This window comes from Microcoleus sp. AT8-B5, from assembly GCF_036705565.1.
Taxonomy (GTDB): domain Bacteria; phylum Cyanobacteriota; class Cyanobacteriia; order Cyanobacteriales; family Microcoleaceae; genus Microcoleus.
Window position 1 is genome coordinate 50830 of the sequence record NZ_JAUBUY010000035.1, and the last position, 21062, is coordinate 71891.

The 21062-nt window shown below is 44.1% G+C and carries 23 protein-coding genes; 12 read left to right on the top strand and 11 right to left on the bottom strand.

Annotated elements, in window-relative coordinates:
* Positions 1 to 175: 175 nt before the first annotated feature.
* The gene (rpsN, locus tag QUB39_RS21385; RefSeq protein WP_333055623.1) at positions 176 to 478 is read left to right on the top strand and encodes a 30S ribosomal protein S14; all 303 of its coding nucleotides are present in this window, start codon (positions 176 to 178) and stop codon (positions 476 to 478) included.
* A gap of 199 nt (positions 479 to 677) precedes the next feature.
* Here rpsN and QUB39_RS21390 read toward each other — a convergent pair whose 3' ends face one another.
* Positions 678 to 1007 (bottom strand): hypothetical protein, encoded by a 330-nt coding sequence (locus QUB39_RS21390; RefSeq protein WP_190740107.1) that lies wholly within the window; start codon positions 1005 to 1007, stop codon positions 678 to 680.
* A gap of 46 nt (positions 1008 to 1053) precedes the next feature.
* Here QUB39_RS21390 and aat point away from each other — a divergent pair, with 46 nt between their 5' ends.
* The 3 genes from aat to leuS all read left to right on the top strand — a co-directional run bounded on the left by aat (position 1054) and on the right by leuS (position 5352).
* Entirely contained in the window at positions 1054 to 1650 is a 597-nt protein-coding gene (gene aat / locus QUB39_RS21395) for a leucyl/phenylalanyl-tRNA--protein transferase (protein WP_445242611.1), read from the top strand.
* A gap of 97 nt (positions 1651 to 1747) precedes the next feature.
* Entirely contained in the window at positions 1748 to 2428 is a 681-nt protein-coding gene (locus tag QUB39_RS21400; RefSeq protein WP_333485157.1) for a Uma2 family endonuclease, read from the top strand.
* Between the two features lie 368 nt (positions 2429 to 2796).
* Positions 2797 to 5352, top strand: a complete 2556-nt coding sequence (gene leuS, locus QUB39_RS21405) for a leucine--tRNA ligase (protein ID WP_333210719.1) — start codon at positions 2797 to 2799, stop codon at positions 5350 to 5352.
* A gap of 82 nt (positions 5353 to 5434) precedes the next feature.
* Here leuS and QUB39_RS21410 read toward each other — a convergent pair whose 3' ends face one another.
* A complete protein-coding gene (locus QUB39_RS21410) occupies positions 5435 to 6238 on the bottom strand; it encodes a helix-turn-helix domain-containing protein (protein ID WP_333055626.1) in 804 nt (267 codons plus the stop codon).
* Positions 6239 to 6409: 171 nt separating this feature from the next.
* On the opposite strand from QUB39_RS21410, the gene QUB39_RS21415 reads away from it, so the two are divergent.
* Positions 6410 to 7414: a site-specific DNA-methyltransferase gene (locus tag QUB39_RS21415; RefSeq protein WP_333055627.1), complete on the top strand. Its 1005-nt coding sequence runs from the start codon at positions 6410 to 6412 to the stop codon at positions 7412 to 7414.
* A gap of 101 nt (positions 7415 to 7515) precedes the next feature.
* Here QUB39_RS21415 and QUB39_RS21420 read toward each other — a convergent pair whose 3' ends face one another.
* Positions 7516 to 8325 carry an SAM-dependent chlorinase/fluorinase gene (locus tag QUB39_RS21420; RefSeq protein WP_333485158.1) on the bottom strand — a complete coding sequence of 270 codons (810 nt, stop codon included), beginning with the start codon at positions 8323 to 8325 and terminating at the stop codon, positions 7516 to 7518.
* Positions 8326 to 8343: 18 nt separating this feature from the next.
* On the opposite strand from QUB39_RS21420, the gene QUB39_RS21425 reads away from it, so the two are divergent.
* A complete protein-coding gene (locus QUB39_RS21425; RefSeq protein ID WP_333055629.1) occupies positions 8344 to 9192 on the top strand; it encodes a DUF3598 family protein in 849 nt (282 codons plus the stop codon).
* 200 nt (positions 9193 to 9392) lie between these two features.
* Here the strand turns inward: QUB39_RS21425 and QUB39_RS21430 are convergent, their stop codons facing one another.
* The 3 genes from QUB39_RS21430 to QUB39_RS21440 form a co-directional block, all read right to left on the bottom strand.
* Positions 9393 to 10070: a GIY-YIG nuclease family protein gene (locus QUB39_RS21430; protein ID WP_333055630.1), complete on the bottom strand. Its 678-nt coding sequence runs from the start codon at positions 10068 to 10070 to the stop codon at positions 9393 to 9395.
* 142 nt (positions 10071 to 10212) lie between these two features.
* Positions 10213 to 11076: an aldo/keto reductase gene (locus QUB39_RS21435; RefSeq protein ID WP_333055631.1), complete on the bottom strand. Its 864-nt coding sequence runs from the start codon at positions 11074 to 11076 to the stop codon at positions 10213 to 10215.
* A gap of 224 nt (positions 11077 to 11300) precedes the next feature.
* Positions 11301 to 12095, bottom strand: coding sequence for an ABC transporter permease (locus QUB39_RS21440; RefSeq protein WP_445242994.1), 795 nt, complete (start codon positions 12093 to 12095; stop codon positions 11301 to 11303).
* A 447-nt stretch (positions 12096 to 12542) separates the two neighbouring features.
* Here QUB39_RS21440 and QUB39_RS21445 point away from each other — a divergent pair, with 447 nt between their 5' ends.
* On the top strand, positions 12543 to 13616 hold the full coding sequence (locus QUB39_RS21445; protein ID WP_333055632.1) for a radical SAM protein: 1074 nt from the start codon (positions 12543 to 12545) through the stop codon (positions 13614 to 13616).
* Positions 13617 to 13647: 31 nt separating this feature from the next.
* On the opposite strand, the gene QUB39_RS21450 is transcribed toward QUB39_RS21445, so the two are convergent.
* The 3 genes from QUB39_RS21450 to QUB39_RS21460 are packed head-to-tail and all read right to left on the bottom strand — an operon-like array spanning position 13648 to position 14591.
* Positions 13648 to 13986 (bottom strand): hypothetical protein, encoded by a 339-nt coding sequence (locus tag QUB39_RS21450; RefSeq protein WP_333210724.1) that lies wholly within the window; start codon positions 13984 to 13986, stop codon positions 13648 to 13650.
* 21 nt (positions 13987 to 14007) lie between these two features.
* Positions 14008 to 14304 (bottom strand): type II toxin-antitoxin system RelE/ParE family toxin, encoded by a 297-nt coding sequence (locus tag QUB39_RS21455; RefSeq protein ID WP_333210727.1) that lies wholly within the window; start codon positions 14302 to 14304, stop codon positions 14008 to 14010.
* On the bottom strand, positions 14301 to 14591 hold the full coding sequence (locus QUB39_RS21460) for a hypothetical protein (protein ID WP_333210729.1): 291 nt from the start codon (positions 14589 to 14591) through the stop codon (positions 14301 to 14303). Before QUB39_RS21460 ends, QUB39_RS21455 begins: the two co-directional genes overlap by 4 nt.
* A gap of 311 nt (positions 14592 to 14902) precedes the next feature.
* Between QUB39_RS21460 and QUB39_RS21465 the strand changes: the two genes are divergently transcribed.
* The 3 genes from QUB39_RS21465 to QUB39_RS21475 are packed head-to-tail and all read left to right on the top strand — an operon-like array spanning position 14903 to position 15738.
* Positions 14903 to 15151, top strand: a complete 249-nt coding sequence (locus tag QUB39_RS21465; RefSeq protein WP_333210731.1) for a DUF4160 domain-containing protein — start codon at positions 14903 to 14905, stop codon at positions 15149 to 15151.
* 13 nt (positions 15152 to 15164) lie between these two features.
* Positions 15165 to 15461 (top strand): DUF2442 domain-containing protein, encoded by a 297-nt coding sequence (locus QUB39_RS21470; protein WP_333210733.1) that lies wholly within the window; start codon positions 15165 to 15167, stop codon positions 15459 to 15461.
* A gap of 19 nt (positions 15462 to 15480) precedes the next feature.
* Positions 15481 to 15738, top strand: a complete 258-nt coding sequence (locus QUB39_RS21475) for an endonuclease domain-containing protein (RefSeq protein WP_333210744.1) — start codon at positions 15481 to 15483, stop codon at positions 15736 to 15738.
* A 102-nt stretch (positions 15739 to 15840) separates the two neighbouring features.
* Here QUB39_RS21475 and QUB39_RS21480 read toward each other — a convergent pair whose 3' ends face one another.
* Complete coding sequence (locus tag QUB39_RS21480) at positions 15841 to 16050, bottom strand: hypothetical protein (protein ID WP_293330773.1); 210 nt, start codon at positions 16048 to 16050, stop codon at positions 15841 to 15843.
* A 195-nt stretch (positions 16051 to 16245) separates the two neighbouring features.
* Between QUB39_RS21480 and QUB39_RS21485 the strand changes: the two genes are divergently transcribed.
* Positions 16246 to 16662 carry an element excision factor XisH family protein gene (locus QUB39_RS21485; protein WP_096829196.1) on the top strand — a complete coding sequence of 139 codons (417 nt, stop codon included), beginning with the start codon at positions 16246 to 16248 and terminating at the stop codon, positions 16660 to 16662.
* Positions 16650 to 16985 carry a XisI protein gene (locus tag QUB39_RS21490; protein ID WP_333210739.1) on the top strand — a complete coding sequence of 112 codons (336 nt, stop codon included), beginning with the start codon at positions 16650 to 16652 and terminating at the stop codon, positions 16983 to 16985. Before QUB39_RS21485 ends, QUB39_RS21490 begins: the two co-directional genes overlap by 13 nt.
* Positions 16986 to 17205: 220 nt before the next feature.
* Here QUB39_RS21490 and QUB39_RS21495 read toward each other — a convergent pair whose 3' ends face one another.
* Positions 17206 to 20712, bottom strand: a complete 3507-nt coding sequence (locus tag QUB39_RS21495) for a S8 family serine peptidase (protein WP_333210741.1) — start codon at positions 20710 to 20712, stop codon at positions 17206 to 17208.
* Positions 20713 to 21062 lie beyond the last annotated feature (350 nt).

Here is a 21062-nt window from a genome sequence, read left to right on the forward strand (position 1 = left end):
TTGTGGAACAGGCATCTTGCCTGTTGCTAAAAATGTAGAGTTATTGTGGAACAGGCATCTTGCCTGTTGCTAAAAATCTTGTTGACAAAAGAAATAATTCAAATAAAAGCGATCCGAAATCACCAAAATATAGTAAAATAGTAGATTGTGATTAATCTAAGGATATCAACAGATTATGGCTAAGAAGAGCATGGTCGAGCGCGAGAAAAAGCGCCAGAGACTCGTAGACAAGTACGCCGACAAGCGGGAAGACCTGAAAGACCAGTTTGACCAAGCTACCAATCAGATGGACAAAATGGCGATTCACCGCCAACTACAACAGCTACCCCGCAGCAGTTCGCGGACTCGCTTGCGGAACCGCTGCTGGGCAACTGGACGGCCCAGAGGTTACTATCGTGACTTCGGACTGTCTCGCAACATGATGCGAGAAATGGCTCACGAAGGTCTTTTGCCCGGTGTTGTGAAGTCTAGCTGGTAGCAGGAAGAAAGAAGGCACGACACGGATGATGACACGGATATACGGATGATGTTTTTCTGAAATTGTCGTGTTTCTGGAGATTTATTCTAAAGAAAAAGGAAGAAGGAAGAAGGAAAAAAACTTATAAATAATCGGCAAGATTATGTTTGGGGTTGATTCTTGTTTCAGACTTATGAGTTAAATTTTCCTCCTTCTTGCTTCACTGGCCACAGCATTTATCGATGCCGAGACTTTCGAGTAACAAGTCGCTGACGGCGTTGGCGATCGCAAATTCGCCGTAGAAGCTTTTAGAAAAATCATAGGCCTGCATTTCGGTGACGATCGCAATTACGAGGCTGCCCACGTCATTTTCGCCTTCCATGCGCTGGCGGACATAGATTTGGGCAGCTCTTTTAGCTATTTGCTGGTTGGCTGCTTCTGGGATAAACTCGGAGTCTAGCCATGCCAGCAGCGTTTGTTGGAGCCATTGGCCTTCTTGTTCGGGGTTTTTGGCGGGCGGTAAGGTAATAGGTTCAATGGTTTCAGACATAATTATTCCTAATTGCTAATGTTGACTTTGAAAAGTTAACTGAGAAATGACAACTGATAAATATATGCAATATGATATACCGACAATTATACAAGGATACGCGCAAGGCTATTTCTTGATGGCAAATGACGGCGAGGAGAGTTTGGGGTGGTATTCCAGCCGACAGCGGGCGCTGATTCCCCTGGATGAAAGATTTACCTATCCGAAATCCCTGCGTCGCCAAATCAATCAAAATCGATTTTCGGTGGCTGTGAACCGCGATTTTGGGGCGGTGGTTGAGGGTTGTGCCGATCGCGAAACGACTTGGATTTCTAAGGAGCTCAAGAAGATTTACTGGGGTTTGTATGAGGCCGGTTGGGCTTACAGCTTCGAGACTTGGTGCGGCGACGAATTGGCGGGCGGTATTCTCGGATTGTCGATCGGCGGTGCGTTTATTGGGGAGTCGATGTTTTACCGAATTCCCGAAGGTTCTAAGGTGGCGATGGTGAAGTTGGTGGAGAGATTGCGCGATCGATCTTATCTACTTTTCGACGCTCAAATGAACAACCCGCACTTGGAAAGATTCGGAGCTTATACTGTTAAGGAAAAACTGTACAACACTCTTTTGCAAGCAGCTTTGAAGCGCCGCTGCACGCTATTTTGAATATGTCATGCGGGAAAATGCAGTGCCGTTTCCGACCCCAGTAGCTGCTTCAAACAATAGTATAATTCAGCTCAGATACTTCTCGGAGACAACCACAATGCAAGTCACAACCGAAGAAATTATTTATCCATCCAGCGACGGTCAGCCGATGGCAGATAGCACAATTCAATACAAATTAATTGTCACAATCAAAGAAGGTTGCGAATCGCTGTTTAAGAATGACCCAAACGTTTTTGTAGCAGCCGATTTACTCTGGTATCCGGTTGAGGGCAGACCCGATATTTCTCAAGCACCTGATACGATGGTGGTATTTGGCAGACCAAAGGGCGATCGGCCTTCTTACATACAATATCGAGAGGACAATATTGCTCCTCAAGTCGCCTTTGAAATTCGCTCCCACAACGACAGCCAAACTAAAATGAATAAAAAATTGGCATTTTACCAGCGTCATGGAGTTGAGGAGTATTACGTTTACGATCCCGAAAGAAATGAATTAGAAGGCTGGCAAAGAATTGAGGGAATCTTAGAAGTAATTGAACCGATGGAGGGATGGATAAGTCCAAGATTGGGTGTGCGATTTGAGTTGGTAGAAGATAGGTTGGAAATTTATAGACCTGATGGCGAACAGTTTCTTTCCTATGCGGAATTAGAAGAACAGCGGGGATTATATCGCCAGCGTTTACAACAAGAATCTCAAAGAGCCGAACAAGAATCTCAAAGAGCCGAACGTTTAGCCGCCAAACTGCGGGAAATGAACATCGATCCAGATAGCATTTAAGCCGGAATAAATGCTAAGAAACCCGATTTCTCAAACAAATCGGGTTTCTGAGGATTGCGGTTATTTATTCTTTTAGTCCAGGACTAATCAAGACAAAAGAAACCGGGTTTTTTGCGGTTTTGCAGACGGTAACGCGTCTTCTCAGGTAAAAACCCGGTTTCTGACCGCCCGTGCGTAAGGCTTATTCTTTTCAGGGCGAACCGGGATATTTGGTCGATCGCCCCCCAGCTCAAATTACCTATACTACAATATATAATACAGATATTCGAGCCAAAATCCTTGGAGCTCAGAAAAATCAGAATCGAAGCCCCTTGAATGTGTAAAAATACTGAAGCAAACATTACTAAAGCCTACACGGAGCAATTGTTGTGGATTCCAGATATAACCCCCAATCCATAGAAGAAAAATGGCAGCAGACATGGGCTGAGCAAAACTTAGACCAGATGCCAGAAGATACCCAAAAGCCTAAATTTTATGCCTTATCCATGTTCCCCTACCCGTCGGGAAACCTGCACATGGGCCACGTCCGCAACTACACAATTATTGATGTAATTGCCAGACTCAAGCGAATGCAAGGTTATCGGGTATTGAATCCGATGGGATGGGACGCTTTTGGTTTACCCGCAGAAAATGCCGCCATCGAGCGCGGAATTCCCCCGGCAAAATGGACGTATGAAAATATTGCCCAAATGAAAGGCTTATTTCGCCGTCTCGGCATCTCCTTTGATTGGACAAAAGAAGTTACAACTTGTTCTCCCGATTATTATCGGTGGACTCAATGGATTTTCTTACAATTTTTAGAAGCAGGATTAGCATATCAAAAAGAAGCGGCAGTTAATTGGGACCCCATAGATCAAACAGTCTTAGCAAACGAACAAGTAGATAACGAAGGTCGTTCCTGGCGTTCCGGTGCCAAAGTCGAGCGCAAATTATTGCGGCAGTGGTTCCTCAAAATTACCGATTACGCCGAACAGTTATTAAACGACTTAGACAAATTGCCAGATTGGCCAGAAAGAGTCAAATTAATGCAAGCCAACTGGATCGGCAAATCAGTCGGCGCTTACTTAGAATTTCCGATTGTCGGCATGGATGAAAAAATCGCCGTTTTCACCACACGTCCCGATACAGTTTACGGCGTCAGTTACGTTGTTTTAGCGCCGGAACATCCACTAACTCAGCGCGTGACAACCGCAGACAGAAAAGCGGCCGTAGAAACCTTCATCAAAGAAGTCGCCGCCCAAAGCGAGATCGATCGCACAGCCGAAGACAAACCAAAGCGTGGCATCCCCACAGGCGGCAAAGCAATCAATCCTTTCAACGGCGAAGAAATTCCCATTTGGATAGCCGATTATGTGCTGTACGAATACGGCACCGGCGCAGTCATGGGAGTACCAGCCCACGACACGCGAGATTTCAAATTTGCCAATCAATATCAACTGCCAATTAAAGTAGTAATTGTGGATGATGATGAGCTGCCATTGACCGAAGCTTACACCGAACCAGGAATTATGATTAATTCCGAAAGCTTCAACGGCATGGATTCAATTAAAGGCAAAGCAGCGATTATTCACCATGCCGAAAATTCCGGTTATGGCAAAGCCCGCATCCAATACCGATTGAGAGATTGGTTAATTTCTAGACAGCGTTATTGGGGCGCTCCAATTCCCGTAATTCACTGTCCCACCTGCGGAACAGTCCCCGTACCCGCATCGGATTTGCCAGTATTGTTGCCGGAAAATGTACAATTTACTGGCAAAGGTTCGCCCTTGGCAAAGATGGAAGAATGGGTAAACGTTCCTTGTCCGAGTTGCGGCACTGCGGCGAAGCGGGAAACAGATACGATGGATACTTTTATCGATTCTTCGTGGTATTTCTTGCGCTATCCCGATGCTCAAAATCAAGAGCAAATCTTCGATACTGCGAAGACAAATGATTGGATGCCAGTAGACCAATATGTCGGCGGCATCGAACACGCAATCTTGCACTTGCTGTATTCGCGGTTCTTTACCAAGGTTTTGCGCGATCGGGGTTTGATCAATTGTGACGAACCATTTAAACGCCTGTTAACTCAGGGCATGGTGCAAGCAATGGCCTATAAAAATCCTGTTACTGGCAAATACTTTCCCCCAGCAGATATAGACCCCGCAAATCCCAAAGATCCTCAAACTGGCGAAGCTTTGGAAGTCTTCTACGAGAAGATGTCCAAATCAAAATATAATGGCGTTGACCCCTTGCAAGTTATGGGCAAATATGGGGTAGATACGGCGCGGATGTTTATTTTATTCAAAGCGCCGCCAGAGAAGGATTTGGAGTGGGACGACGCTGATGTGGAAGGGCAATTTCGCTTTTTAAATCGCGTTTGGCGCGTGGTTACAGAGTTTGGTTCACCCCCCCCTGCCCCCCCTTGCCAAGGGGGGGAGAAAGAGGTTTTAAGTAAACCTGAGAAGGATTTGCGGCGGGCGATTCACACTGCAATTAAGGAAGTGAGCGAAGATTTGGAGGGCGATTATCAGTTCAATACTGCTGTTTCGGAAATGATGAAACTCAGCAATGCTTTGAATGATGCTAAATGTAAAGATTCGCCAATTTATGCAGAAGGAATTAACACTTTGATTCGCTTGTTAGCGCCTTTTGCGCCGCATATTGCTGATGAATTGTGGCACAATACTGGTAACAGTGAATCGGTGCATACGCAAACTTGGCCGACTGTCGATCCATCTGCATTAGTTACCGATGAAATTACGCTGGTAATTCAAGTTATGGGCAAGACTCGCGGCACAATTCAAGTGCCTTCAGGTGCGGATAAAGCTGCTTTGGAAAAGTTTGCTCGCGAGTCGGAATTGGCTAAGCGTCACCTGGAAGGTAAGGAGATTAAAAAGGTAATTGTGGTGCCTGGAAAGTTGGTGAATTTCGTGGTAGCTTGAGTGTAAAAGTCGCTACCTGTAGGCAACGTATCGTTTCTAGACAAACACAACCTAATCCCCTTTAAACACTATCGGGCAACTATTATTTACTGTAAGAGTAGACAAGTTGCCCTTTTTTTACTAGCTTTAAGGGAATTTTAGGATTGTTTAGCGGCTCGTTTCTTAGCCTCACCTTTTCTTCCCATTCTTTAAATTTAGGTTCCAGCATTTCCGGTGTAAGTTTATAAATCTCTTTGAGAGTTATGCCTTCATACAGTCCAATATACCAAGCTTCTACTCTGCGATACTTGTTAAGTATAATTTCATTCAAATGATGGTGAGTAGTGACCCCACCGCTTCTATTGAGAGCAATATTTATTGTTTTAAGTTCGTATTCTTTTCCTTCAGCATCAATAGCATCGTTTCCTTCACGTCCAGGTGATATCCGCAACCCTAAAAGGATTAATAACTGTAAAGTCTTTCCCCCGTTATCTTGAAAAATATCCGCAATACCATATTCACTAGCCAGATTTTGCAATTCTTGGATGCTTTTCATAGCATTTTCTAGCCGTTTAGCATCTGAAATGCGTTCTGCTTCCGTGGTAACAGCCTCTTCAACAGGCTCTACAACTGACGGAGAAACTGGTTCAGCTATTAGGGTGCTAATGAGAGCTGTACTCTCGCCGCTTTGGCTAAAACTGATTAAATAAGTAGCGGGTACATCGAGCGCTTCAGCTAGAGCGAAAATAACTTCAAAGGATGGCGATCTTTCACCGCGTTCCAATAAGCTGATATAGTCAGTAGTCTTGTCTATGAGTTCTGCTAACTCGTCCTGTGTCATCCTTTTTTCTCTGCGTAACTGACTTACCTTGGCCGCAAATTGTTGTCTGGCTTCTTTGTAATTCATACCCCTCACAATTCATAAAAACGAACTGAAAGTTCGTTTTTTGAATGGTACGAAGAATTTACACACAAAACAACGTACTGAAAGTACGGATTTAGTAAGACTGAGAGTACGGATTTTGATATAATGACAGTAGGCTGTGTCTGTTGTACCTTAAACTAATCTAAATTAAGCATGAGTAACATTTTGCCCGCCCCAATTTACACCACCCAATACGGTCAATCTTATTTGGGAGATTCTCTTCATCTCCTGAATAGTCTTGCTAGCAATTCTGTAGATTTGGTGATTACATCCCCTCCTTTTGCATTGCAACGCCAAAAGAGTTATGGAAATGAAGATCAAGATTTATATGTTGATTGGCTGCTGGGCTTTGCTCCTGAAATTAAAAGAGTTCTTAAGGATACTGGAAGTTTTGTTATAGACCTTGGAGGTGCTTATCAGAAAGGAATACCTGTACGGTCGCTGTATAATTACCGGGTACTTATTAGATTATGTGACGAATATGAATTTAAACTTGCTCAGGAATTTTTCTGGTTTAATCCTTCAAAACTTCCATCTCCTATAGAGTGGGTGAATAAAAAGAAAATCCGGGCAAAAGATTCTGTGAATACTGTTTGGTGGCTTTCCAAAACCAATCAACCTCAAGCGAATATTACTAAAGTCAAAGTAGAGTATTCTGAGAGAATGAAAAAACTTTTGAAAAATGCTGATGAATTTTACACGCCCAAAGAACGTCCTTCCGGTCACAATATTAGCGATCGATTTTCCAAAGATAATGGAGGTGCTATTCCATCTAATTTGCTAGAAATTTCTAATTCGGAAAGTAATTCTCAATACTTGCGTTGGTGCAAAGAGTTTAATGTTAAGGCGCATCCGGCACGTTTTCCCCAAAGATTACCGTCATTTTTTATAAATTTTCTTACTGAACCGGGAGACTTGGTAGTAGATATTTTTTCGGGTTCTAATACTACGGGTTATGCAGCAGAACAATTATCAAGAAACTGGATAAGCTGTGAAAAAGAAAAACAATATGTTGCTGCATCAATATTTAGATTTTTGCCTCAAGAATCTTTTGGGGAAGCGGATACAATATACAACCAATTGTTAACTGAGGAAGCATCAGGAGTGATTTTACCTCAAAATAGGCTCCTTTTTGAAGTTAATAATTATTGTTGTTAATTTGGCTAAATAGTCAAATTCTTATTCAGATATTAAACAGTATATTGAAATCGCTTCTACACGAACCAATTTCCAGCAGAGAGAAACTGAAAAAGATGGTTTTAATTGTTTGTGTCAAAAAGCAATTGCACGATCGCTCCGCATTCCAATTTTAATACAGATTGAGCGCTGCCGCCATTAACGGCAATTTCTACCCAACCGTCAGAACCAGTTATGGCAATTAAATCGCCCGGTTCGCTGTCGCTGTAGGTTTTACCGCTGGGGATGCGAATTGCATCAGAACTATTGCTAATTGTCAATGACCAATTGTTACCTATAATGCAATTATTCGGGATATTAGTAATTAGGTTGCCGAAGCGATCGACATATTGAATGCAGCCTTCTATACCTGTGGCTGTAACGGCACAATTTGGTATCTCTAACTGCACTAAACTCGCAGGGTCGAGATCCTCTCCCAAGTCTTCCAAAGCCACCCCGTTGGCCAAGTGAGCGCCCGCTGCTGCAAAAATATCGCGACCGTGAAAAGTGCTGCTGGGTTGAGGCGATCGCCAGTATTTGGGGTTGGTGAGCTCGACAGATGCGATCGCACTTTCCCGACTCAACACCCCGCTAAACAACCCGTTATCCGGCCCGACAAGCCAGCAATTAGCACATTTAATCGCAACCGGGCATCTCTTGCTTCCCACACCCGGATCGACGACAGCAACGTGTACGGTTTCCGGCGGAAAATAAGCAAAAGCAGTCATCAAACAAAACCTCGCGGCCGCAATATTTTGAGATGGTATTTGGTGCGTAATGTCAATAACTTTGAGTTGGGGGTTAATTTGGGCGATCGTACCTTTCATCACTCCCACATAAACATCGCTTAATCCAAAATCCGTCAGTAGAGTTATAATTCTATTTTTAGACATATATCCAAAGGTAAGAATATGGTAGCGCAGTGGGAAAACTTTCTGCAAAACTTGGGAGAATGGCACGGTTCCTTCACTCAGCTATCAACGCGAGGAGAGGTACTTCAAGATACTCCTAGCATTATTTCTCTCGAAGGTTTCAATGACAACAAAAATGTGCGATTGAAACTCCGTCGGTTTTCCCCAAATCCCAGCGGTGTCGGCGAACCGGAAGTGAACGAACTTGTTCGAGAATATCAGGGTTTGGGACGGGATATCTTGTTTTTTGAGAATGGAGCTTTTTGTCAGGGAACTATTCAACTAGCGCCTTATTCTGAGTGCGGTGCCGAGTTTGGTTTTATCTACAATTATCGCCGGTTGCGCTTCGTTCAGCTCTACAATACCGACGGCTATTTATCAACACTTACCTTAATTCGGGAAAAGCAGCTTGATAAAAATGTCCCCGAACGTCCGCCTTTAACTGTTGAGGCTTTGCTGGGAGAGTGGCAGGGCGAGGCCGTGACAATGTATCCAGATTCGCGTTCTCCTGATTCCTATTCTACCAATTTACAATTGCATTTGGAAAGTGGCGATCGCCTAATTCAAAAAATTACTTTTGGCAGTAATGGTACTGTTATCAGTTCTAGCGCCAGCATTGACGGTTCTGTATTAAATTTTAACGAAGGTGCTTCGTCGGTGCAAGTTGTGCTGCTTCCTGACGGCGGTTCTTGCACTCTCCCTGTCAAGATTGAATCCAGAAAACCTATATTTTTCGAGGCTGGTTGGTTGGTAGAAACTGACTTGCGGTTTCGGATGATTCGCAGTTACGATGAGCGGGGTGAATGGGTAAGTTTGACTTTAGTTACTGAACGAAAAGTTAGTCATTAATTTTGTAGGGGCGGGTTCACCAACAATTTTTAATTCCCTCCCAAATATTAATAAACCCGGCCCCACCCAACCAATAAATTCTGATTGCGGAAAAGGTTTGTCGGTATCTCGGATGGGTGGGGCGGGTTGCTTAATTCTGCTATTTGATGATATAAACTTTGGCGAACCCGCCCCTACCAATCTGGGTATTTTCGCGAATGTTATTCGCCGGACTTTGTTTCCTGGGTTTGCGAGTGAATCACCGCACTCCAATCATCATTGTTAACAGCCGCTTCCAAATCCTTAGCCTGTTCGCCGTCATTTTTGGCTGCTGTTTCTAACTCTTTGGTAAGAGTGGAATCTGCCATTGCTTTCCGCAATTTCAGTTTCTTTTCCTCATAAGCTTTTTGTTCCTCAGCAGACATAGCAGCGCGCGCTGCTTGGCCTACCGTAGCCGCCCACATTTCGCTTTCAGCACCGTTTCCAGGTGGAAGGCTGCCAATTTCTGCTATCCAAGCATCCCGCAAACTTTCCATTTCTTCCCGCTTCGGGAATTTGAAAGTTTGCACGCGCAGGAAAGCGCAATTTTCGACGCCGTTTTGGGCGATGTGACCGTTGATTGAAAGCAGGATATTTCGCGAATAACCGATAAACTGAGTATTGCGGGAAATATCCATTACAGCGTAAACGCCGGCGACTTTCGCGTTAGTTGCCAAATCGCGCCACGTATCGATCGACATTACTTGCGTGCCGTCATTTTCTAATTCAGAAATAGCAGCGGCTGCGCTGTGTTCTGAGTCGGAACTGTATAAAAAGTTGTGCAGTCCTTCATGGGCGACAGGTACGTTTTGATGTTCAATTGCTACGTCTCGATCGGCATTCACTTGATTAGCTTCCATTAAATTCAATTCCTCAAAAAATGTCAACTTTACTCATTAAATCCCACTTTCAGGGGCGGGTTTTTCAACCCACCCCACAATTAAGTTCTCTTTGTGGAACAGGCATCTTGCCTGTTCTATTGTTTTTTTTGCCCTTACCTACTTAACTTACGGCAATTTGTTGCAATTCCTCGTCAGTCAATTTAACTTCGAGCGCCTGCACAGAGTCCTCAATACTCGATACTTTGGTCGCACCGGGAATCGGAACTATGCAGGGCGATTTTGCCATCAACCAAGCTAATACTATACAGTAAACAGAAACGTTTTTTTCTGCGGCTAATTTGGCGATCGCGGGCATATCTTGCAAGCTTGTGGCGCGGCGGCTTCCTCCTAAAGGACTCCAGGGAAAAAATGTCAGTTTTTCTGTTTCGCAATATTCCAGAACGCCGTCTGATTCGGGCTGTCTGTGCCAAGGATTATATTGATTCTGCACGGAGACAATTTCTACTGTATCGCGGGCACGTTTGATCTGCTCTACAGAAAAGTTGGAAACTCCAATAAATCGAATCATTCCTGCTTCTACTGCTTCTTTTGCAGGTGCTAGGGCTTCCTCGATGGTATAAGCGGGATCGGGTGAGTGATATTGCCAAAGGTCGATCGGTTCCTTGCCGCCCAATGCTTCAAAACTTTCGCGAATTGTCTTGCGTAAATGGTGGGGGTTGCCGTTCCGCGTCCAAGCACCTTGAGGCCGCATTAAGCCGCCTTTAGTGGCAACAGTAACGGCCCTAACATCTCCGCTATACTGTTCCAAAGCTTTGGCAATCAGGTGCTCGTTGTGGTGTTTGTCGGATTGATCTTGGCAGTAGGAATCTGCGGTGTCAATAAGGGTGACACCCAAATCGAGGGCGCGGTGGATTACCGCAATTGATTGATCTTCGGGCGGCCTGCCGCTTAAGGACATTGGCATACCTCCAAGACCGATCGCGCTGATAGTAAAATTACTGTTGCCCAGTTTTTTTCTTTTCATTGGTTTCCCTTCGTTTGCGTGGTTTAGTTCCAGTTTACATTTCCAGGATAAGTTGAAATCTTACATTTATTTAACTATCTAAGTAAATAGAAACAAATATTTTTTAGATAAGCTGTTTTGCCTGGAAAATTTATATTTCAATTCCCTATTCCCCCGTGTCAAATCCTCTCCCTCTCAAACCTAATAGACACTCTAGATGTGCTGCTGCTTACCTACCAGCTTAACTAGCTGGAAGCGCTGGTGTAAAAGCGGAGTGCAAATTGCCAGAAGTAGCGGGAGAACAATAACAGCCCGATCGCCAATATTCCCGCCCCTGCGATCCAAACGATTTCACCTCTCCCCAGCATGGCTTCTGCTGGCACAGTCGTCAAGAAGGCAACGGGAACTACGAAAGTGAAGAAAAATCGATAAGCAGCAGGATAAGCTGCCATGGGAAATCTACCCGCTTCTAACAATCCTTCGAGAACTTCGGTAACATTGTAAATTTTCACAAACCAAATGCTGGTTGCCCCTAACATAAACCATATACTGTAAAGAGTAATAGTTCCGAAGAACAGCGGTATTGCTGTTAAAAAATAGTTGCCGATTGCTACTCCCAATTTGTTGGCAGCATACAGCAACAATACAGTGCCCAAGATTAAATCTGGGATTCCCCAAGGCGAAACTGTGTTTGCAGATAGCCAGAATTGGGAACTGATGGGTTTGAGGAGTACGAAATCGAGAGTACCTTGCTGGACTCGATCGACAATACGGCTGAGATTAGGTGCTAGAAACGTTGACGAAAACCCCTGCAAAATCGTGAAAATGCCTAGTACAACTAAGGCTTCTTCCCATTTCCACCCAGAAAACGTATAACCGGTACGGTAGAACAAAAATAGCCCAAACAAGCTGCCCGCAAGATTTCCGAGGCTGCTGATGGCCGCGAGGACAAAGTTGATTCGGTATTCTAGTTCCGCTGCGATCGCCGCACCCCAGAACAATTTCAGTACGTGCAAATATCGTCCCATGTTTGTCGCCATTTTTTGCCGGGTAAATACTTAAATTCCCATATTGTAAAGCTTGTGTGAAGTTAGCTGCTGTACAGGCTGCTCATTTGACTATAACAATAAATTATTGATACTGCTTACTTAAGTAGTTCTACTGAGAAAAAGTGTTAAGTTATTTAACCAATTTTAAACACAAATTACAATTATTAATCAAAGTCAATCTTAAGCTCATATACTTTGGCAATTTTTAAGCCAACTTCATTTTTTCACAGAAAATATCGACTTAGTGATTAAAAATACTAATATGTTACAAGCCTTAATATTATAAATATTTGACAAACATCTAGCCATACCCAAACGGAACACTTAGGATGGGGCATACCTACTCAAAAGGAATACGTAATCAGTAATGCGTAATTATACGCACAAAAAAGGGATCGAGGAATTGACCTAGCTAACAACACGTAAGGAAAAAAAGACATGGATGCTTTAACATTATCGAGACTGGGCGTCAAGCACACCAAGAGTGCAGTAGCCGAATCGCTGCGGATCAATACAGGATACGACGTGACAAGCCCAGTCACTTTTTACGGGATTGTCAACGAGCGCTGCAATGTAAAATGCCGGCAGTGCGAGTATTGGCGGCTCAAAGAATATAAAGACGAAATGACGATCGAAGAATGGCAAAATGCCCTCTTGAGCGTCAAAGAATTTGTGGGCGAATTTTCAATCAACTTTAGTGGCGGCGAACCTTATATTAAAAAAGGTTTTCTAGACTTACTTGCCTTTGCGAATAAAAATGGCATTCACGCCGGCGTCACCACCAACGGCTATTGCATGACCAGGGAAAACGCAGCCAAAACTGTCGCTGCTCGTCCTTTTAATGTGAATATGTCCGTTGACGGGCCGAATGCAGAACTGCACGATTATTTGCGGGGTCAACCGGGATTGTTCGACAGACTTTCTAAAGGAATCGGTTATCTGCGCGAAGAACAAGAAAAACAGAACGTCCTGTTTCCCATCAACGTCAAACCGACAATGAACCGACTGAATTTCCGCCACCTCCCGGAAATAGTCACCTGGGCTCAGGGAATTGGGGCGACGACGGTGAACTTCCAACCGGTCAACCGCTGGACGCCAGAAACCTACGAGGAATTGTGGATTGAAAAAGAAGACATGGAGGAATTTGCACAAGTAATCGAGCGGCTAATTGAAATGAAGAAGAACGGCGCTCCGATTATGAACAGCGATGAAGTGTTGCGATTGATGATTCCTCACTTTGCCGAAGAAAAAGCTCCTGATTCAACTCGTCCTTGTCGCGTTGGACTGCGAAATTACTGGATTGATACGCGCGGCGATGTGAAATTGTGCGATGAGTTTCCGGTGATTGGTAATGTGAAAAACGCCAGTGCCCGCGAGATTTGGTACGGCGAAAAAGCTCAAGAAGTCCGCCGCGATACTTTGAATTGCGGCAAGCTTTGTCTGATTACTTGTGTCTCACAAAAGACGATTTTGGACAAAGTGAAAATGGGGATGAAGTTATTAAAGAATTGAGGTTTGAGCAGTGTTAATATCGCTTGTACTCCTAGTAGCCGGGTTTGATCAGAAACCCGGTTTTTTGTTTATTTGTCTTCGTTATTGCTGTCGATTTCCATTTGTTCTCGATCGCGCTCTTCCTGCTCTTGTTCCTTTTGCTTGTATAATTCATTTGTTCGCGATCGCGCTGACGTTCCCTCTCTTGCTGCTCCCGGTTCAATTCCACCTGTTCGATTTCCACCATCCCGCAAATTGTGGATGTTGTCTGCTGGAAAAAATCTTGATTGGCAATCAGGTAGTTTAAGTATTTTTCAATATCCCTTTCCATTCCCAAAAGAGCGATCGACCTTTCTATGCCAAAAAGAGCGATCGACCTTCCCAGACACAAGAGCGATCGTATTGCTTTTACTCAATCAGTATTGAAAACATCCTGCAAGTTACGATAACCACTAATAACGCGCCAAATCTCAATACCATCACCAACTATTTGATAAAAAATGATGTATCCCATCAATGGCACACCACGTAAACTGGGAGAAAATTGTGAATACGATCGCCCCAAATATGGAAACTGTGCAATCTGCTGACATTTTTTACCAAATCCTTCCACAAAGCGCTCTCCCGCATCCACACTTTGCGCCAAAAAGTAATCGGAAATTTCGGATAAATCTCGACTCGCTTCGATCGTAATAAGCAAGCGATTCATGCTCTTAATTCTCTGGCTTTTTTGACTTTATCTCTAAGTTGAGCTAATACATCGTCTGCATTGAGCAACTCACCCCGTTGTGCTTGTTCTCGTGCTATATCGATTTTCTTCCCTGTTTCTTGTACCCACGCTAAATAGTTTGGGCTGTTGCCGTCATCGGATAAAGTAACATCATCGATTAATAACAGCAAGGCTGTGTTAATTGCTTCTTCAAGGGAGGGATATTGACCGTGCTTTACTAAAGCTTCAAGGACTTGGGTTTGCTCTTGGCTCAAGGTGATTTGCATTGTTACCTCGGATGGGGGCAAGGGTTGGACAATACTTCTACTGTATCGTATTTTATTACAAAAATGTGTGAAGCGAAGCTATCCCGTAGGGAATCGCTCTTGACTGTGGTCGATAGAAAAAGGCGATCGCCCGCGCATTGAGAAATAGAAATAAAGGGATCTCGACCTTTCCATACTAAAAGAGCGATCGACCTTTCCCAGCCAAAAAGGGATCTCGCTCTAGTTGTCGAGTAGACATGGTTTGGGATAAACTAATATTGTCTCCTTGGCTCGGCTATAATAGTCCTCGTATCATTCTTTAAAGAACCTTTATGCCAGAAGTTGCACGATTTTACGGAATAATCATCAAAATTTTCTTTGGGGATCACCCACCTCCTCATTTTCACGCAGTTTACGGTGAGTACAACGCTTTGATCGGTATTGAGTATGCGAGAAATTATAGAAGGAGATTTACCGAATCGGGCCCAAAAGCTGGTAATAGAATGGCTACGTTGTACCAGAAAGAACTGCTGGATATGTGGAATAGCCAAGAATTTAGTAAACTTCCACCATTAAAATAACTCCGATCTGTTTATGAAACCTGAACGCATTGTTTCTGCTAAAGCTATTGACGATCGCACATTGATGGTTAAGTTTACCAATCTAGAATTTAAAAAATACGACATCTCTAAATTATTAGAGAATCCGATGTTTATGACCTTAAGTAATCCTGTGTTTTTCAGAAATTTTACAGTTGAACCTGGTGGTTATGCACTGGTTTGGAATGATGAGATAGATATCAGTGAATATGAACTTTTGCAGAATGGAATTAGTTGCACAGAGGAGGAAATTGAGCGATATATTGAATCTATTCATCATGTTGCTCGCTGAGAAATAATGCCCGATTCTTCTGAGCGATCGCCCTTTCGATGCCAAAAGGGCGATCGACAATTTTATTGTAGACTTTTATTGTGCGGCTTTACTGTTAGTAATTGAGATTGATGGGGAGAGTCATTTTACGGAACAAGGGAAACTATATGATGCAGAAAGAACCGGGATTTTAGAGGGGTATGGATTGAAGGTTGTCAGGTTTACGAATGTTGAGGTGTTGCAGAGTTTTGAGGGGGTTTGTGGGGAGTTGTTGGGTTTGATTGAGGGTGATTTTTGAGGCTTCTTCACCCTGGCGCCCCCCTTCTTAAGGGGGGGACATGAAGGGAGGAGAGTTGAATGGGTGGCCCGATGCGATCGAGGCGATCGCACTGTACGATCGCTAGTCGATTTTGGGCTTGCAATCGACAAAGGATAAAGCCTCTTCATCGAGATAACCTGCGATCGCCATTTCAATTACTGCCCAAACTGGATAATTCATTGTTTTAGCGCGCAGGGATAGTGCTTCACGAATGGTTTTGGGTAATCCTTCTAGGAAGATTTGTGCTAATTCCGGTGACAGATGTTCGGTGATAATAGGCTGAGTTTGCATAGAATTAGTCCCTCGCTGGAATTTTCACGTTATAGGGTGGGTTAACGGCTTGAATGATCAGGCTTTCTAACTCTGATGATAGCTGAATCCACGCTCGTAAAATCTAGCTAGTAAAGGGCGATGGCGAGATATTCAGTTTGTATTGCACTATTGCACCAGTGTATACTAGATTATAGGGGTGTTTTGAGCTAGTTTATGCCACGCCTAGATATCTACCATAATGTCGTTAAAGCTGCTCTCATTAAAGACGGCTGGACAATTACTCACGATCCTTTCACTATTAGATTTGAAGACTTGACTGTTTACGCGGATCTAGGAGCCGAAAAATTAATTGCCGCCGAGAGGAGTGAGCGAAAAATTGCTGTTGAGGTGAAGGTATTTATCAGTCCTTCCCCAGTGACCGATCTCGAACGAGCCGTTGGACAATACTATCTGTATTCGAGTTTTATGGCGCGGCTGGAGCCCGATCGTACTCTATACCTTGCCATTCCGAAACGCACTTATGAAAACTTTTTTCAGCGTCCGTCGATTCAGGAATTTGTTAAAGAACGACAATTCCCTTTGATTGTTTTCAATCCTGACTTAGAGGAGATTGTACTATGGAAAAGTTGACTCAGTATCGATCGATCGCGCGAGAAGTAATCGACGAATATGCCCGATACAAACCTAGTTTAGGGCAGAGCGATATGTCGGCAGTTTACGATATCGATCGCGACCATTATTTGCTGGTTAGTTTTGGATGGAATGGCGATCGGCGAGTTTACAGCACTATCCTGCATCTGCGAGTTTTAGAGGGCAAAATCTGGATAGAACGAGATGAAACTGAGGAGGGGGTGACTCAGGATTTGCTGGATAGAGGGGTTTTTCAAAAAGATATTGTGCTGGCTTTTTACCATTATGAAGACCGGAAGTTGACTGATTTTGCAATTGCTTGAGGTAAAGGACGATCGCCCTTAGTTGAGAAACAGGAATTAAGGGCGATCGCACTTTTTGACTTATTCCAAAGGGGCGATCGCAGGTTTTGCATCTGGTATGGATGAAGGGCGATCGCTCTTCCCTGCAAAAACATTCGCAACCAAAATGGCGATCGTACTCCCCTAAAGAGCGCTCTCTCGAAATCTCAAAAAAGCATTAGGTATTGCCTCCCTTAGCGCTTTAACGAGATATACCATTCATTGCTTCCCAATAAGCTTGAATTGGACTCATTGTCCTGCCCTTGATAACTGACGATTTAGGGTCATTTTCTAAAGAGATTTTGTCGGTGTTTGTCGCAACTGTTAAATGTAAATGAGCGCCCATTCTATTACCATTTGAAAATTTGAAATTAGCACCAGGAGTACCGATGGGCGTACTTGGACTAATTGGATCTCCTACTTTTACTAAAATTTTTTCATTAGCTAAATGATAGTACCACCAAACTCGACCAGTTTCTTTACCATCGATCGTTTCCTGAACAGCTACAGCAGTTCCTAGACCAAGAGATTTATAGTTGTTCTCAACATAAAGAACTTTTCCATTAATCCCGGCTTTAATCTGAGTTGCTCCTTGCAAGTCAATTCCTGAGTGTTCCCATCCCTCTATTATATACTTTGAGTAAAAAGCATCTGATGCGTAGCCTGCACCTAAAGCCACACGATTACCGAAAATGGCTGTAGACATCTTTGTATATACATCCTTAACCGATTGAGGTACATGATTTCTATACGGTTTCAAGGCTTCTTGTGGTGTAATTGGAGGCGATTTAGCCTGACCGATAGCTTGAAAAAACTTCAAAGCATTTTCATTGTTTTTCCCTACTAGGTCTTTATCGTTGTTCCAGTCAAAATAGAATACAGACGCACTTTGATCGTCCCACCAATTATCATCGGTTTTGCGACTTTCCAGTTCTGGATAGAATTTAAAAGCATTCTCTTTCAGCTTTTTCAATTCTACCTCTTGTTGTTGAAGAGTTTGTTTGAGTTGTTCAAGAGTTAGTTCTAGTTGAAATATCTCCCATAAGTTAGCAGGTGATATCCACCAGAATGTGTTGTTTTTTATTTCAGTGATTCTTTTTTGTTTTTGCAAAATCAAAGTATTAAGTTCTTTTATTCGTTCTTCTGGACTTGCCCCAGTGCGAATTGTATTGCCTTTTCCACTAACAACAGGTTCAGGCGTAGGAGACGGGGAAGTTGGCGAAACCGATCGCCCTTTTGTCTCATAAACAGTCACTTGCTGACCATTCCAGATCATAATCGCCCGTTCAAACTCCTGACGGAAAACACCACCCCCCTGATCCTGCATACCAGTAATAGCAGCCCCCACTTGCGGATACTGGCTAGCAGCATACAAGAACTTCTGACGCACATCATCTGTAGGACTCGATGCAGTTGCAGGCTTTGTTGCCGCTCCCCAGATCAGACCGTTGCTAGAGACTGTACCGACAACAGTTACTCTAGCCGTGTTCGGGTCAATTGCCAGTTTCCGGCGATCGGAAGTATAAGCTGTCAGTTGCCCATTCTCCCAGCTCAGACCATACACTTCCAGTAAACCCAAATCCCCTATATAGCGCGAATTACCCGTCGCCAAATTGACAGCAACCAGGCGATCGTTCAACGAAGTATTAGGACTGCTAACCGTTGCTAAAATCTCATTAGCCCCGTTGAAAACCAAATCTCCACTGCTAGGCCCGCCCAAATTGCCAATCAAATTCATCTGACCATTATCAGGCGAAATCTGAAACAAATTGCCATTTCCCTGATCGGCCCCGTAGAGTCGGCCATCGGTCGAGAAAGTCAGAGAATTGAGAGTCCCCCCCGCCAACGGCCCGACATATCGTTCCGCACCCGTAGAGGGATTAATCTCATACAAACCATCATAGAAAGTACAGCCGTAAAGTTTGCCATTCGGAGCAACCGCCAAATCAGTAAAAGCGCGGCCTTGATAGATTGGATTTTGTGCACCCGTCGCCGTATTAACCTGCAATATCTGTCCGCTACTGGTAGACAGGTACACCGTATTAGCAGTTGGTTGCTGTGGAGGTTGTTGTGGGGGTTGCTGTGTCGGCGGAAGTAAAGACGGCTTACTTCCAGGATAGCCACCTGTCCAAGCACTCGGCACCCAATAAGTACCGCCGTTATATCGGAAGCGATACCACAAAGCATCCGGTTCCTTTGTCGTCAAATCGCTAAGCTGTTCGCCGTAAGTCCAGCCGTCAAAAGTTAGCGTATCACCAGTCTTAACAACAAAATTACTTCGATCGCTCGTATTCGGACTATTGCGAAGAGTAATCCCATTCGATGAAACCACCCAAGCAGTAAAGTTTTCATTGATAATATTGACAGCCCGTTCAGTCGGCGTGACAAGCCCCTCACCGCCCCAAGTCGTCGGTTTCAAGAAAGCTGTAGGATTATAAACTTCCGGCATCGTCTTCTTCGCCAAATCCACCGCCGCCAACGTATTCAAAAACCCAAAACCCGTCTCATCATCCCACCCAGACGGCCCCAAATCCCTCGCCGTAGACTTCAAAATCTCCATCACTTGGCGATAGTTCAAAGCAGGATTTGCCGCCCAAACCAAAGAAGCCGCCCCCGCAACTTTAGCAGTCGCCACCGAAGTCCCCGCCATCGTGCCCAAATCATTTCCCACAGTCGATAAACCGGGGTGTTCAGTTGTGCCCCCATCCGCCAAAATATCCAAACCGCGGCCATAACTAGAATAGTTCGATCGCCCGTTAATATCCCCAGCCCCAACAGTAAAAATATTGTCAAATTCCTGCGAAGCTTGACCCAAAACCGACATCACACCGCCGTCATTACCCGCCGCCACTACCAGCATTACCCCATTTTGCCGCGCATATTCGATCGCACTTCTTTCTGGCGGAGTCAACTCATAGCGCGTTTCCACAATCCCGTCAGCATTCTTCTGAGTCAAATCCAAACTGAGATTCGCGATCGCATTTTTCTGTCCAGAAGCCTTCGCAGCATCCACAAACTCTACCAAAGAATCAGCCCATCTCCCAGAATCGATCGCCCTTCCCACCCACTTCGGCGCAGTCTTATTAATCGCATCAATAATCCCCAACATAAAAGTACCGTGCTCGCTACCTTCCCCAGGCTTCAGCAACGGATTGTCATCCCCGCCCACATAATCGCGGCCCTTCTTAATATTCGCGTAATTCAAATAAGGACTATCCGCACTCACACCAGTATCAATACTCGCCACCAACGGCTGAGAAGCCAAAGGAGAATCTAGCAATTGACGGATTGCATTCGGATTGTTAGGATTCGGCGAATGCGGATCGACAGGAATTACAGCAACCGGCAAAGTCTCAAACGCACCGCCCGGATTGTAAGGAGTTTGAGTGGCAATCCCATCATGGTACAGACCCAGCGGGTCAAAATCAATCAGCGGCGGTAAATTGTTAGTTGGTGCTCCGTTCGGGTCGATCGGGCAAACACCGCTATCAGCGAAGAAATTAGGTAAATCTAAATCAGACAGCGACAAAGCACCCAATAACTGATGCAGCGCGTCGAAATCTTGCAGCAAACCCCCCACCCCCGCACTCGGAGTCACAATTTTTTCTAATATAAAAGTTTTTGGCCGTTTCCGGCTTTTCGCTGGCTTGGAATTACCAAAACCTTGAGCCTGTTTGCGTTTTTTGCCACCAAAATTTAGCCAGCCCATAACTTTTGCACCCTGATTAATATGAATTCGATCGCAAGAACTTAATTAAATGCCTTCAGACATTCAACCAAAATCCTTTGTTGACAAGGATTTTTCAATAATCGTCAAAAATTTCTGTTTATTTGAGAATTTACGCAAACTTAACAAAATTTCTGAATTGGCGATCGCTTTACATCTGCCGCGCTTAGCTAACGGTCAGGCGGGCGATCGGACAAATACTTTGTTAATGCTTAACTTCTATGATTTTTGCTTCTTCACACGATTATCATACACCCAGGGTAAACGCATCTTAATTTCAACCTCAAACATGATAAGATGAAGTGTTTAGCTAAATCAAGTGCGTAATTGAT